General features: G+C 55.0%; 9 protein-coding genes. 7 read left to right on the top strand and 2 right to left on the bottom strand.

Annotated elements, in window-relative coordinates; all coding sequences use genetic code 11:
- Positions 1-72 precede the first annotated feature (72 nt).
- Positions 73-2,157: a polyphosphate kinase 1 gene (ppk1, locus tag A3850_RS14965; RefSeq protein WP_068218172.1), complete on the bottom strand. Its 2,085-nt coding sequence runs from the start codon at positions 2,155-2,157 to the stop codon at positions 73-75.
- Positions 2,158-2,427: 270 nt separating this feature from the next.
- Here ppk1 and A3850_RS14970 point away from each other — a divergent pair, with 270 nt between their 5' ends.
- The 6 genes from A3850_RS14970 (at position 2,428) to ilvN (ending at position 11,542) form a co-directional block, all read left to right on the top strand.
- Positions 2,428-3,825, top strand: coding sequence for a hypothetical protein (locus tag A3850_RS14970; protein WP_068218175.1), 1,398 nt, complete (start codon positions 2,428-2,430; stop codon positions 3,823-3,825).
- A 230-nt stretch (positions 3,826-4,055) separates the two neighbouring features.
- Positions 4,056-6,233, top strand: coding sequence for a bifunctional alpha,alpha-trehalose-phosphate synthase (UDP-forming)/trehalose-phosphatase (locus A3850_RS14975; protein ID WP_068219843.1), 2,178 nt, complete (start codon positions 4,056-4,058; stop codon positions 6,231-6,233).
- A 201-nt stretch (positions 6,234-6,434) separates the two neighbouring features.
- A complete protein-coding gene (locus A3850_RS14980; RefSeq protein ID WP_068218178.1) occupies positions 6,435-7,085 on the top strand; it encodes a hypothetical protein in 651 nt (216 codons plus the stop codon).
- A 282-nt stretch (positions 7,086-7,367) separates the two neighbouring features.
- Positions 7,368-9,047: a dihydroxy-acid dehydratase gene (ilvD, locus tag A3850_RS14985; RefSeq protein ID WP_068218181.1), complete on the top strand. Its 1,680-nt coding sequence runs from the start codon at positions 7,368-7,370 to the stop codon at positions 9,045-9,047.
- Between the two features lie 50 nt (positions 9,048-9,097).
- Entirely contained in the window at positions 9,098-10,852 is a 1,755-nt protein-coding gene (ilvB, locus tag A3850_RS14990) for a biosynthetic-type acetolactate synthase large subunit (protein WP_082921842.1), read from the top strand.
- 147 nt (positions 10,853-10,999) lie between these two features.
- Positions 11,000-11,542 (top strand): acetolactate synthase small subunit, encoded by a 543-nt coding sequence (ilvN, locus tag A3850_RS14995; RefSeq protein WP_068218184.1) that lies wholly within the window; start codon positions 11,000-11,002, stop codon positions 11,540-11,542.
- Between the two features lie 170 nt (positions 11,543-11,712).
- On the opposite strand, the gene A3850_RS15000 is transcribed toward ilvN, so the two are convergent.
- Entirely contained in the window at positions 11,713-12,372 is a 660-nt protein-coding gene (locus tag A3850_RS15000) for a metal-dependent transcriptional regulator (RefSeq protein WP_068218187.1), read from the bottom strand.
- 113 nt (positions 12,373-12,485) lie between these two features.
- Between A3850_RS15000 and A3850_RS15005 the strand changes: the two genes are divergently transcribed.
- The gene (locus A3850_RS15005; RefSeq protein WP_068218190.1) at positions 12,486-14,717 is read left to right on the top strand and encodes a TonB-dependent receptor; all 2,232 of its coding nucleotides are present in this window, start codon (positions 12,486-12,488) and stop codon (positions 14,715-14,717) included.
- The last annotated feature ends 93 nt before the right edge of the window (positions 14,718-14,810 follow it).

Here is a 14,810-nt window from a genome sequence, read left to right on the forward strand (position 1 = left end):
TACCGCGAACTAAGTCACCAAGGTAGTTACCGACTTGTAAGTCAGCATCGAAAGCGGAAAGTGTGAGGTGGGCTAGGTAGTTGATTGCTTGGCTTCAAATTTGCGCTGAAAGTAGGCGTAAATATCCGTCTGGGCCCGGAAGGTAGGTTCATCTGGGCCAACGGAACGGTACTGGTTGAGGCGGTCGGTGGAGATGATGCGGGCCTTTTGGTTGTCTCGCCACTGCAGATCCATGATGCGCCGTAACTCCAAACGCACCAGTGGATCCTGAATCGGCGTGACGACCTCGACGCGGCGGTGGAGGTTGCGGTCCATCCAGTCGGCCGAACCCATGAAGATGCGTTCGCGCTCCTGGCCACCAAAGATGAAGATGCGGGCGTGCTCCAAAAAGCGGTCGATGATAGAGATGATCTGAATGTTCTCGCCCGGCTCTGGCTCCAGGCGGCAGATGCCGCGGACGATCATTTTCACTTCCACCCCGGCGGCGGCGGCGGCGCGAATTTTGGCAATGATACCGGCTTCCTCTAGGCTATTCATTTTAAGGAATAAGTAGCCGTGCTGGCCATTCTGCGCCCGTTCAATTTCGTGGTCGATCAACTCAGTAAAGGTGGAGTGCATGTTGAATGGCGCCACCAAAAGGTGTTTGCAGTTGGGCAAGATCAGCTTCCCTTTCAGCAGTTGAAAGACGCGGAGAACGTCCTCCCCAAGCGCCGGCCTACAGGTCAGTAAGGCGTGGTCCGTATACAACTTGGCTGTTTTCTCGTTGAAATTGCCCGTCCCGATGTAGGTGTAGTGGATGTACTCGCCGGACTCCTCTTCTTTCGCCAAAATGTGCAGCAACTTCGTGTGCACCTTGACGGCCGGGTAACTGTAGCGAACAGACGCACCGGCAGCCTCGAGGGCCTTGCCCCAGTACAAATTACTCGCCTCGTCGAACCGGGCCTTCGCTTCAACAAATGCCTCTACCTTCTTACCCTTTTCCAGCGCGTAAAGCAGGTTCTCCACGATGCTGGATTTCCCCGCGACCCGGTAAAGGGTGATACTGATGGTGCGCACGGACGGGTCGTCCGCGGCCTCCCTGATTAGATCGGGTACGTAATGGTACTGCTGGTAAGGGAAGCTGAGCAGGACGTCTTTTGCACGGATAACCTCCATGATGCTCCCCACGTTTTCGAATTGTGCAGCGGGCAATGGCGGGAGTGGCGTATAGGTCAAATCATCCCGACCTTCCGGGCGGGGGAAGCCGAAGAAGTCGTTAAAGTTGTGGTAGCGAGCACCCGGAATCATATCGTATTTGGATAGATTAAGTGCTTTTTTCAGCCGCCGACGCATCCAGGTGGGCATGGCTGCGTCGTAGAGAAAGCGAGTAGGTAATCCATCCTCGCGGTGCTGGAGCCGGCTTTCAATCTTGCGGTGCAGCTCCCCGTCGAATTCATTGTCGATGTACAGTTCTGCGTCCCGACTAAGCTTAAAGCTATAGCCAAAGTTGACGGGCTGCCCCATCCAACGGGATAGGTTAGCGCGGATGATGCTGTCCAGAAAAATGACGTGGAATACTTCCGGCTGGGTCTCATCATCGGGCAACACGATGAGGCGGGGGCACTCTTTGGTGGGGAGCGGAACGAGTGCCACGTCCCCGGCCGACTGGGCGGCTTCCGAATTGATCTCCACGGCCAGGCACAATTGGCCATCTTTAATGAAAGGCAACTGCGCGTCTTCATCGTTGGAGGGAAGCCAGTGCAGTTCGAGGTGCGGTTTAATATTCTTATCGAAGTAGGCAGAGGCGAAGGCGGCCTGCTCGGGCGTCATCTCGTTGCTGTGGATGAGGTCGATCTGCTCTTCACGGAGTTCCGGCAAAATTTCATCGTTGAAGATGCGGCCAAATTCCTCCTGTTGCTCGTTGACCATTTTGCGGATGGTCTTCAATTCCTTCTTCGGCTTGAAGTCGAAGAGTTCCCGCCGTTGCTCTTTAGGGATCTTCTTGAACTGCCGCAAACTAGCTACGCGGACTCGGTAGAACTCATCCAGGTTAGAGGTATAGATCGCCAGGAATTTGATCCGTTCGTAGAGCGGCACCCGGTGGTCAGCGGCCTCCTGTAGGACACGCGCGTTGAAGTGCAGCCAGGATATATCGCGTTTGATGAGTTCTTTAGCCAAGGTGGGAGTGGTTTGTTACTGGGGAAAGATGTTTTGGGGGTAGAGGTTCGGAAGTGTAGTAAATTAGTCGGGTAGTATCGTAGTCGGGTAGTCTTGTAGTCGGGTAGTGCCGTACTACCCGACTACCCGACTACCCGACTACCCGACTACCTGACTACCTGACTAAAATTTTTCTTACCTTCGCCCCAGCACTCACGGGAGTGCGTAAACCTGGAAATGCTTCAATGCGCATTTCCAGGTTTTCTTTTAGTAATTATAGCTATCCAACAGATGTACCCACTAAACGAAGCCTACCAACAGCATTTGGAGGCCATTGCCCAGGCCATTCAGGCCAGCCCCAACCTGGCCGCCTACCTGGATGAAGAGGAAGACAGTTATTACGAAGCCCTCAAGCAGGAATTTGAGCCACAAATTGAGCAGGCCCACCAGCAGTTGATCGACTACAGCCCACTGGAAATTGAAGCTTTTGAGCGCCAGTTGTTCGACGAGCGCTTCGAAGGTTTGTTCCTACCCCGCATCCTCGGCTACGCCGTGCTCCGTGGTGAAGTGACCGAGCAATTTTACTACGCCCGCCAGAACGATCACTTTGGTGCCATTCTGAAAGCCATTGCCGCGAACTCCAATTTCGACCAGCTCAAGCAGCGGATCGGCCAGAGCATCCAGGCGGGTTTTGCGTTGAGCTCAGACATCTTCGTGACCTCTTTGGTGGACGGCATCCCCAGCAAACGGGTGCGCCAATTCCTGCAGGCGCTGCGTACGAGTGAGGCGCGCACGGCAGATGGCCGCCGCCGCATCTTCCGCCGTTACCAAAAGCAATTTAAGGGTCGGAATTACCACTACGCGCCCTTCCCAGTGGAAACGGTGGAGCTCAATACGCACGTCAACGCCCTTAATGACTTCCTGCAGTTCCGGGTCAGTGGTGAGTTGAACAACGACGCCCTCGTCCCTACCCTCCACGCCATGATCACCGAGGAGGATTTTGCCGGCCGCAAAGAAATTCTGCGCCCCATTGTCTTTTACGGCACCTTCTTTGAGCAGACGCCCGAACAACGTGCGGAACTCATCACCGTTCTCAACCGCGAGCGTAAGGCCAATGGTGATGCGGTGGCAGACGAAGTTCTCCAGACGATCCTCGACTTGAAAAACGACCGGGAGTTTGAGTTTGGCGCCCTGCAGGAGCAGCGCCTCGGCAGCATCATCTCCCGCAACATCGACGATAAACTGACGGCCTACTTTAACCTGACGGATAAGATCCACCAGGATGGCTACGTCAATACCAGCGTTCACGAAGCGATTGCCGAAGAGCTCGCCAAGCACAGCGGCCTGAGTCCATTTGCGGAGAACATCCGGGCCACGGTGCTCCAGTACTTCAAAACCCTCGCCGAAGGTTTGGGGACGGAAGAAGCGGACTACCGCCAGTGGTTTGAGATCACCGGAAAGCAATTCCCCAGCTACATCAAGATCTTCGGCAACGAGAGCTTCAACCAAAGCCTCCGTGCATTGGCCAAGAAGTATACCAAGAGCCTCACGCGCGTCCACACCAACAAGCGTGGTAAGGACTACCGGGACATCAAAAAGATCACCGTTACGACCTGGAAGGACTACGGTTTCATGACGGAGAAGGAACTTAAAGAGTTCTTCAAAACACCCCGCAAGAAGCGCCCGTAAGCGGTGGCTCCCACTTCTCGGATGTATTCTGTTAGGACGATTTGTCCTAAAACAAGGAAAAGGGATGATTTCCCGCCCGGGGGTTGGAAAATGTGACGAACAAGTACCCGCACGGCCGGTTCCGCAATGGAGCCGGCCGTATTTTGTTGCTGCCAGCGCTCGCTGAGCTGTTTTACTTATCACACGACTTGGCCAATAGCATTGATTGGCCGGGCGACCACCCAGCACGTATGTCTCGACTAGTTATTATTTCTAACCGTTTACCAGTTACCATTAACCGAAGCGCCGGCGAATTACACTACCACCCCAGCGCGGGTGGGCTAGCAACGGGCCTTAATAGCCTCGACGAGAGTTACAACAAGATCTGGATCGGCTGGCCGGGGGTCGACATCACTGACGATTGGGAGCGGGAAACCGTTAAAACCGACCTCGCCAAGAAGAACCTGGCCCCGGTTTTCCTTACGCCGCAGGAGATCGACCTCTACTACGAGGGTTTCAGTAACAAAACGATCTGGCCCCACTTCCATTACTTCACGGAGTACACGGCCTACAACGATGATATGTGGGACGCCTACCAGGAAGTCAACTACAAATTCTTTCAGGAAACGGAGAAACACCTGCGGGACGGTGACATGGTCTGGGTCCACGATTACCAGCTCATGCTGTTGCCACAAATGATTCGGGATAAGTTCCCCAACATCAGCATCGGCTTCTTCCTGCACATCCCCTTTCCCAGCTACGAGGTATTCCGGATCCTCCCCTGGCGCAAGCAGATCCTCGACGGTATCCTTGGAGCCGACCAGATTGGCTTCCACACCTTTGGCTACATGCGCCATTTCTTGTCGGCAGCCTACCGGCTCTCGGGGCACGAACATCAGTTTGGCCGCCTGAGCATCAACGAGCGGGAGATCAACGTGGACGTATTCCCAATGGGCATTAACTACGAGAAGTACGCCCACCCGGACGTCAACGCCGAAAGCGATAAAGGGAGTGGAGAGATCCGCCGGCTGCACGCGAGCCGCAAGATCGTGCTCAGCGTTGACCGGCTGGATTACACAAAGGGCATCCCTCAGCGGGTGCGGGCATTCGGGCAGTTCATCCGGAATAACCCCAGCTACGTAGGGCAGGTAAATTTGATTATGATCGTAGTCCCCAGCCGGGCCAATGTAGATCAGTACCAGAGTTTGAAGCACGAGGTCGACGTATTGGTCAGCCAGATCAACAGCGAGTACGGCACGTTTGACTGGATGCCGATACACTACTACTACCGGTCGCTCAATTTTGCCTCACTGACGACTCTATATAAGGAAGCGGATATCGCACTCATCACCCCCCTGCGGGACGGCATGAACCTCGTAGCCAAAGAATACATCGCGGCTAAGGAAGATACCAAAGACGGAGTCCTCATCCTCAGCGAAATGGCGGGGGCGGTGCACGAATTGAACGACGGTGCCATCACCGTCAATCCCCAGAGTAATAAGGACATCGAAGACGCGCTGCTGGAAGCACTAGAAATGCCCGCCGAAGAAAAGGCGGCCCGCATGACCAATATGCAGGAAAAACTGAAGCGCTACGACGTCAAGCATTGGGCGGCCACCTTCATCAAAGAACAGAAAAAACTTAAAGACAACAACAGAATGGGAAGTACCACGCATCTCAGTGGAGACACCCTGACCCAGGTTCAGGATAGCTACACCAAGGCAGGCAGCCGCTTGCTCTTCATTGATTACGATGGTACCCTCATGGGCTTCAACGAAGACCCACAGGCGGTCTCCCCAGATGATGAAGTGATCAGCCTCCTCTCCGGTCTCGCCGCCGACCCCAAGAACAACGTCGTCATCAACAGCGGCCGCGATAAGGGCACCCTCGAAAAATGGCTCGGCCACCTCGACGTCGAGATGGCCGCCGAACACGGCGTGTGGATGAAGGAGGACAACAAGTGGCACCTCAACCCTAACGTAGTCGACGGCTGGATGCCGAAGGTGCGCGACCTACTCGAGAACCTCGTGGCCCGAACGCCCGGCTCCTTCATCGAAGAGAAAGATTACAGCCTCGCCTGGCACTACCGCAGCATCGACCGGGATCTGGGCCATAAGCGCGTCCGCGAGTTTCGCGATATGCTCGCCTACCTCATTCAGAACCAGGATCTCCAGGTCCTGGAAGGCAACAAGGTGGTCGAGATCAAGAACGCCGGCGTCAACAAGGGCAAGGCTACCAGCCATTTCGTGCACAAAGACGAGTACGACTTCGTACTTGGCATCGGAGATGACGCAACCGACGAGGACATTTTCAAAGCCCTTCCCGAGAGTGGCATCAGCATCAAAGTAGGTGCGGACCGTACGGAGGCGAAGTACAGCGTTTCGGGCGTGAATGAGGTGCGGAAGATGTTTCGGTCGTTGATTGAATAGAAGTTAGATCTTAGACTTTCGATTTTGGACGTTGGACCTGGAGACTGCTTCTACAATTTGATCTTTCATTTCACGCTCGGGATTTGGGCGCTGCCGCAGGTGCCAGGGGATGGGGATAGTACAAGGACTCGTTTCGTGGAACCGCGACGCCAAACGCGCAATCTTCCAATTGGAAATACGTTTTGCCGTTAAATTAACCGTATGAGGATTTTCTTACTACTCCTGGTCCTTTGCTGTTCGGTACCCGCCGCCGCGCAATTCGGCGTATCTGCTTTTTACAACGTAAACAATTTGGATGTCCCACAGAATGATGCGTGGCCTGAAGGTAGGTACGCCGACCTGGATAATGGTCCGGAATTACAGCTGAACTATTGGTTCCGACTGCCGAACCAGAGGATCGAATTTCAACCAACTTTGTTTTTCTCCCGGGCTGGCCTACGGGAAAGCAACCAATCCACCACCTACAGCAGTATCGGGCTGCAAATGGAAGTAAACGTTTACCCTTTTGATTTCGGCGGGGATTGCGACTGCCCTACGTTCGGGAAGCAGGGACCCGCGCTGCAGAAAGGTTTTTTCATTCAGGGCAGCGCTGGATTTGCAATTGACGTCCTTGGGTCGAGCTTATTTGATAATGCCGGAGGTGGACTGGTCTACGGCGGTGGCGCCGGCCTCGACATCGGTATATCCGACCTGATCACGCTGACGCCAACGGCAACTATTCGCCGAAGCGATCCTTACCGCAACATCGCGTTGGTCGACCAGAACGGCGAGGATGCCGGGACACCCAACAAATTATTGACTTACCAGCTTGGCCTTCAGGCTACGTTTCGCTTCGACCACAAGCGCTATTAACCCTTAGTTTGCCGTCGTAAATGCCCGGCAATCCTGGTTGATCGCGGGCGGGCCGTTTCGCTACATTGTGAAACAATCATTTACTCGCGGTGAAATTATTTCTGCTCGTGGTCCTGGTCCTTCTACAGATTGTGGTGATTCCCGTCACCAACGAGAGGAAGGCCGCATAGCACGGACGCCCGGTAAAAGCCGCTTTCCTCCCCTTAAGGAAAGCGGCTTTTATGTTTGTGGGCAATACTTTACCGCATCACCAACTTACTACGCACCTGCGTCAGCGCCCAAATGGCAGAACTGAATAAATACAGCAAAAACGTTACCTCGAACCCGGAACAACCCGCCGCCCGGGCCATGCTCTACGCAATCGGCCTGGACGATACCGATATGGACAAAGCGCAGATTGGCGTGGTCTCCACCGGCTGGGAAGGCAACCCCTGTAATATGCACCTGAATAGCCTCGCGGAAGAGGTGAAACAAGGCATCAATGAATTTGATGAGCAGATCGGGCTAATCTTCCACACCATCGGCGTAAGTGACGGCATTTCGATGGGAACGGCTGGAATGCGCTTTAGCCTCGTGAGCCGCGACGTGATTGCGGACTCGATTGAAACCGTAGCCGGCGCACAGTGGTACGATGGCCTGGTAACCGTGGTAGGTTGCGATAAAAACATGCCCGGTGCCATGATCGCCCTGAGCCGTTTGGACCGCCCGGCGATCCTCCATTTTGGCGGCACCATCAGCCCCGGCTGCTACGAAGACGACAAATTGGATATCGTATCCGCCTTCGAGGTGCTCGGAAAATACCGTACCGGAGAGGTGAGCGAGGAACGGTACAAAGGCGTGATCCGCCACGCCTGCCCAGGCTCCGGGGCCTGCGGGGGGATGTACACCGCCAACACGATGGCCACCGCCATTGAAGCGATGGGCATGGCCCTCCCCTACAACAGCTCCATCCCCGCCAACCACCCGGACAAACGGGCCGACACGCGCCGGACCGGTGAGTACATGCTCAACCTACTGAAGAAAGACATCAAACCGAGCGATATCCTCACCCGGAAGGCCTTCGAAAATGCGATGGTAACGCTAATCGCTCTCGGTGGAAGTACAAACGCCGTGCTGCACCTCCTGGCGATGAGCCACGCCGCCGGGCTGGATATTACCATTGACGACTTCCAAAAGGTAAGCGACCGGGTTCCGTTCATCGCCGACCTGAAGCCAAGTGGCAAGTACGTGATGGAAGACCTTTACTATGCTGGAGGCGTCCCCGCCGTGATGAAGGAGCTACTCAAAAAAGGCTACCTCCACGGCGACTGCATGACCGTAACCGGGAAGACGCTCGCAGAGAATCTCCTTGAAGCCACGAATCTGAAAGAGGGCCAGGACATCATCAAGCCATTCGACCAACCGATCAAAGAGACCGGCCACCTCCGCATCCTGTACGGTAACCTGGCGGAAGAAGGCTGCGTGGCTAAGATCACTGGGAAGGAAGGCCTGCACTTCATGGGGACCGCCCGGGTCTTCAATTCAGAGCTGGCCGCGAACCAGGCCATTGGCCGCCGGGAGATCAAGGAAGGTGACGTTGTCGTCATCCGCTACTGCGGGCCGAAGGGCGGGCCGGGCATGCCCGAAATGCTCAAGCCCACCTCGGAGATCATGGGGCAGGGCCTCGGGAAGAAAGTAGCCCTCATCACCGATGGGCGCTTCAGTGGGGGAACCCACGGATTCGTGGTTGGTCACATCAGCCCCGAGGCGATGTCCGGCGGTGGGATTGCCCTCATCGAGGATGGTGACATCATCCGGATTGACGCGGAGGCGAACACGATCAACGTAGAAATCAGTGATCAGGAATTGGCCCAACGCCGCGCAAATTGGACGCCGCCAGCCCCAACGGCCGACTCCGGTGTCCTCAAGAAATACGCTAAGCTCGTCAGCAGCGCATCGTTAGGTTGCGTGACGGACCTTTAAACGGCCCTGCCGCTCCCCCACCCTGAAGTATTCATGAAAAGTAAATCATCATGGTCATGACTAAAAAAGTTGATACCGCCACCTCCGAAGGAATGCCTACCACTGGCAATATGAATGGCGCTCACGCCCTCCTACAGTGTCTGGTGAATGAAGGGGTGGACACCATTTTTGGTTACCCCGGTGGCGCGATCATGCCCGTCTACGATGCGCTGATTGACTTTGAGGACCAGCTCACGCACATTCTGCCTCGCCACGAACAGGGAGCCATCCACGCCGCTGAGGGGTACGCCCGCATCAAACGGCAGACTGGCGTGTGTATGGCGACCTCCGGCCCCGGCGCCACGAATTTACTGACGGGGTTAATTGACGCATTGCTCGACTCTCTCCCGTTGGTGGCAATTACCGGTCAGGTACCCGGCTTCTTGCTGGGGAGTGATGCCTTTCAGGAAGTGGACGTCATCAACTGTACCATCCCCGTCACGAAGTGGAACTACCAGATCACGGATCCAAAAGACATTGGCTGGGTATTCAAAAAGGCCTTCTTCATTGCGAATAGCGGCCGACCCGGTCCGGTACTGATCGACATCACTAAGGATGCGCAACTCGCCATGGTGGACTTTGAGTATCCGGAAAAATTGCATATCCGCAGTTACGTCCCGCACCACAAGGTGAAGCCCGCGCAAATCAGCGCGGCGGCGGACTTAATCAATGGTGCCGAGCGGCCGATGATCCTCGCCGGACACGGTATCCACATTGCGCACGCGCAGGAGATCTTCCGGGAGTTCGTGGAGAAAACGGGTATCCCCGTTGGCGCCACCTGCCACGGGCTTTCGGCCATCCCAAATGACCACGAACTGTTCACCGGGATGCTGGGGATGCACGGTAATTACGGGCCTAACCTGCTGCAGAACGAAGCCGACGTGATCATCGCCATCGGAATGCGTTTCGACGACCGGGTGACGGGTAATTTAAAGTACTATCTACCCGACGCGAAGGTGGTCCACATCGAAGTTGATCCAGCTGAGATCTGTAAAAATGTCTTTGCACACGCGCCCATCCTTGGTGACGCGAAGGATGCTCTGGAGCTACTTATTGACGCCTGTGAGCAGAAGTCCTACCCCGACTGGACCGCCCGCTTTGCGGAGTGCGCCCGGATCGAAGAGGAGCGCGTCATCAGCGAAGCCATTACCCCAACTGACGGAGGAGAGATTCGGATGGGGCAAGTCATCCGCGAAGTATCCAACCAAACCGATGGACAGGCGATCGTCTGTACTGACGTTGGCCAACACCAGATGATGGCCGCGCGCTACTATGAATACAAGGGCCACGACCAGTGGGTCAGTTCCGGAGGGGCGGGCACGATGGGCTACGGTTTACCGGCAGCGTTCGGAGCAAAGTACGCCGACCCGAGCCGCGAAACCATCGCTTTCATCGGTGACGGTGGTTTTCAGATGACCCTGCAGGAGTTAGGCCTATGCGCTCAATGGAATGTCGGCGTGAAGATCGTGCTGCTCGATAATAACTTCCTGGGAATGGTGCGGCAGTGGCAGCAGCTCTTCCACGAAAAGCGCTACAGCTCCGTAGAGCTAGAAAACCCGGATTTCGTCACCATCGCCAAAGGCTTTGGCGTTCCGGGCCGTACTATCCGCGACCCGAAAGACGTGGACGGCGCTATCGCAGAAATGCTCGCGCACGACGGTCCGTACTTGCTACACGTCCATACGGTGAAGGAGGATAATGTTTTCCCGATGGTTCCGAGTGGGAAGGGGGTGCATGAGGTGGTGTTGGGGCCGGAGGAGTTATGAGTTTCGAGGTGCGAGTGGCGAGTTGCGAGTTGCGAGTTGCGAGTTACAAGTTTCTAGTTGCTAGTTGCTAGTGCAAAAGTTTCTAGTTGCTAGTTTCTAGTTGCGGCTGTCTAGAATCTATCTTCTAAAATCTAAAATCTGTAGAAAATGAGCGAGGTTAAGAATTATACGATTACAGTATTTACGGAGGACCAGGCGGGACTGCTTTCGCGGGTGGTGGGCATCTTTAATCGCCGGAACATTAACATCGCGAGTTTGACGACGAGCCAGAGTTCTGATCCCACTATCCACCGTTTTACGATTGTGGTAGCGGTTACGGAAGAGATGGTCCGCAAACTTCGCGCTCAGCTCGATAAGCAGGTTGACGTCCTCAAAGCCTTTTACTACAGCGATGAAGAAGTCGTGCACCAGGAGATTGCGCTGTACAAAGTACCCGTAGCGGTCTTCAATAATGGAGACCGAGTCGAGCGGCTCATCCGCCAACATAACGCGCGGGTGCTGCTGATTGAGCCTGAGTACGTCGTTATTGAAAAGACGGGGCACGAGCATGAAATCACCGCGCTGCTCAGTGAGTTGCGGGAGTTTGGGATTTTTGAATTTGTGCGGTCGGGCCGCGTGGCCATCGTGAAGCCGATGGAACGGTTGAATAATTATTTGGCTACGATTGAGGCGGAGGCTGGCTTGGCGTAGTGGTACGGGACCTCCGGTCCCGTTTCTTCGGGTTGGTTCGGTACGGGACCTCCGGTCCCGTTTATTCAGTTGTGAAATTGTTCTACTACGCGTTAATGACTTGACTACAAGAATATTACCTGAACATTCGGACCGGAGGTCCGAAACCGGGATCTGTCGTACCTCAAATCTCAAACCGGAACGACCAGTATCTTATCGCAAACCAACTTGCTCAACACGGTCATCAAACCATCACCGTAAGCGACACGCATTGATCCATCGAACGCTTCCACGCCCTCAATCCTCAACTGATCGTTCAGGCGCAACTGCCGTTCATTAAGGAAGTGGAGGAAGTCATTCGAGCTATGGGCAAGTGCGACGATGGAGACCACCTCCCCTTCTTTGCGGTCGCTTAGTTTTTGGTGGGAGGTCCGTCGATCCAACTGGCCTTCGGGTGTTGGGATTGGGGAACCGTGTGGGTCCACCGACGGGTAGCCCAGCATATCGTCCATCCGTTTGAAGAAGGCGGGGCTTTCTACGTGCTCGATCTGCTCGGCGATGGTGTGGACTTCTTCCCAGCCGAAACCCATTTTTTCCACCAGGAACATTTCCGTCAAACGGTGCTTACGGACGATGAGGGCGGCGGCTTTGCGCCCAGCCTCCGTTAGGGATAGGGGCTTGTATTTCGCGTAGTGCACCAATCCCTTTTCACTGAGTTTGCGGACCATGCTATTTACGGACGGGGAACTCACACCCAATTGTTTACCCAGGGCGGTCGCCGATACCTGGCCGTCCTCGTCGGAGAGCTTCAGTAATGCCTTCAGGTAGTTTTCTTCGGTTGGGCTGCGCATTCGTGTGAAGATAATGCCGGATCAGCGGTGAAAGATGTCCATTCAGCTAAACAAAGTTAGACTTATCTAACTTATTACTTAGAACACTTTATCTTTGTGGGAGTTCCCAGCTTATGAAATATCTCTCATTTGCACTCTGCCTTTTCCTCTGCACCTGCGTCAGCGCCCAGAATACGCTGCACGGGGTGGTGCTGGACGATCAGGGAGTTGGCATCCCTTACGCTTCGGTGTTGGTGGCGGATTCGGGGGACGGGAGCGTTGCCGAATACGACGGCAGGTTTACTATTCCGGAGTATCCCGTGGGGACGCTACTTCGGATCAGCGCCGTCGGTTTTGCGGGGAAAGAGGTGGCCGTGGGAGCCATTAATCCGCTGGAAATTAAATTGGAACCCACCGCCGCTACCCTGGCCGACGTAGTCGTGACGGGTACGATGCGCTCCGCCAGCCGCAGCAGTAGTCCGGTACCGGTGGAGGTTTTTACGGCGAAGTATTTCAAGGCTAACCCGACACCAAGCGTATTTGAATCCCTTCAAACGGTGAATGGCGTGCGGCCGCAGCTCAACTGTTCGGTTTGTAATACCGGTGATATTCACATCAACGGATTGGAGGGCCCGTACACGATGGTGCTGATTGACGGAATGCCCATAGTAAGTGGTCTTTCAACGGTTTACGGGTTGACGGGTATCCCGCAAAGCCTCATCGAACGGGTGGAGATTGTCAAGGGCCCGGCCTCTACACTTTACGGCTCGGAAGCGGTGGGCGGACTGATCAACATCATCACCAAATCGCCGGAAAATGCACCCCGCATTAGTGCGGACATCATGGCCAGCGGTTGGGGGGAGATAAATACCGACCTGGGCTACAAAACGAAAATTGGCAACGCTACGAGTTTGCTCGGCGTGAACTACTTCAACTACCAAAACCCGATCGATAACAACGGTGATGACTTCACCGACCTTACGTTGCAGGACCGCATCTCCGTTTTTAATAAATGGAGCCTTGATCGCAAAAGTGGACGGGCGCTGACCATCGCCGGGCGCTACCTCTACGAAGACCGTTTCGGTGGGCAGCTCGATTGGAACCGGGGTGACCGTGGCGGGAACGAAGTCTACGGCGAGAGCATCTACACCAACCGCTGGGAAACTTTTGGCACCTACGAACTACCGACAAAGGCCAATCTCACCCTGCAGTTCAGCGCCAACGGCCACTACCAAAACTCCGTTTACGGGGAGACTATCTACAACGCCAGCCAGCAAGTTGGATTTTTGCAGTTAACGCACCAAAAGGAGATCGGTACTCACAATCTGCTGCTTGGAGGTGCCTACCGCTACACACGCTACAACGACGATACGCCGGCCACGCGGGAAGTTTCCGAAATTAGTTTGCCGGGGCTATTTGTGCAGGATGAATGGCGCCTAAATGAATTCAACACCCTGCTCGGCGGACTGCGGTACGACCACAATTCCGTGCACGGAAGCATCCTGACGCCACGATTGAATTACAAATGGTCCAGCCAAAACCTCCTCAATACCGTGCGCCTGAGCGTCGGCAATGGCTACCGGGTCGCCAACGTATTCACCGAAGACCACGCCGCGTTGACGGGTGCCCGCGATCTGGTTTTTGCGGATGAGCTCCTACCCGAGAAAAGCTGGAACGTCAACCTGAATTACGTCCGCAAACACTTTGCCCGCAACGGCGCGGTGTGGACATTCGACGCCTCCACCTGGTATACCCACTTTAGCAATCGGATCCTGCCGGATTACGAGACCAACCCGAACCAGATTATCTACGCGAACCTTGATGGGCGAGCCGTTAGTCAGGGCGTCAGCCTCACTACGGACGTGAGTTTTCGCGGTGGTGCCAGCGTCAATGTAGGCCTTAACGTGCAGGATGTTTTCACCGTGAAGGAGGGCGTGCGCGAACGCCAACTGCTCACGGAAACCTACAGTGGCGTTTGGCGGCTTGGCATTCCCTGGCTGGAGCGGCAGATCACTTTTGATTACACCGGCAACGTATACGGCCCGCTCGACCTTCCCCTCCTCGGCGAAATGGACGACCGCCCCGCCGACTCGGGCTGGTTCTCCACCCAGAACTTGCAGGTAACCAAGACTTTCTCCAACGGTATGGAAGTTTATGGCGGCGTAAAAAACCTCCTGAATTACACCCCACCTGCAAATAGCATTGCGCGTGCGTTTGATCCATTTGATGAAGATGTCGATTTTAATCCCGATGGCACGGTCATTCCGACCCCCACCAACCCGAATGCATTGACGTTTGACCCGACTTACGTTTTTGCTTCGAACCAGGGGAGGAGGGTGTTTTTGGGGTGGAGGGTGAGTTTGTAGTCTATAGTCTGTAGTCTATAGTGGCCGCCACTACCGGACGCTTGCGGGACCTCCTGCGTCGGACGCCACAAGGACCTATCAATTGGTGGTTAT

It is taken from the genome of Lewinella sp. 4G2 (assembly GCF_001625015.1).
Classification (GTDB): domain Bacteria; phylum Bacteroidota; class Bacteroidia; order Chitinophagales; family Saprospiraceae; genus Neolewinella.

What these genes read in the sequence shown, in the direction of transcription:
- ilvB (WP_082921842.1), top strand. Translation starts at nt 9,098, where the DNA reads ATGGTCATGACTAAAAAAGTTGATACCGCCACCTCCGAAGGAATGCCT.
- A3850_RS15000 (WP_068218187.1), bottom strand. Translation starts at nt 12,372, where the DNA reads ATGCGCAGCCCAACCGAAGAAAACTACCTGAAGGCATTACTGAAGCTC.
- ilvN (WP_068218184.1), top strand. Translation starts at nt 11,000, where the DNA reads ATGAGCGAGGTTAAGAATTATACGATTACAGTATTTACGGAGGACCAG.
- A3850_RS14980 (WP_068218178.1), top strand. Translation starts at nt 6,435, where the DNA reads ATGAGGATTTTCTTACTACTCCTGGTCCTTTGCTGTTCGGTACCCGCC.
- A3850_RS15005 (WP_068218190.1), top strand. Translation starts at nt 12,486, where the DNA reads ATGAAATATCTCTCATTTGCACTCTGCCTTTTCCTCTGCACCTGCGTC.
- A3850_RS14970 (WP_068218175.1), top strand. Translation starts at nt 2,428, where the DNA reads ATGTACCCACTAAACGAAGCCTACCAACAGCATTTGGAGGCCATTGCC.
- ilvD (WP_068218181.1), top strand. Translation starts at nt 7,368, where the DNA reads ATGGCAGAACTGAATAAATACAGCAAAAACGTTACCTCGAACCCGGAA.
- A3850_RS14975 (WP_068219843.1), top strand. Translation starts at nt 4,056, where the DNA reads ATGTCTCGACTAGTTATTATTTCTAACCGTTTACCAGTTACCATTAAC.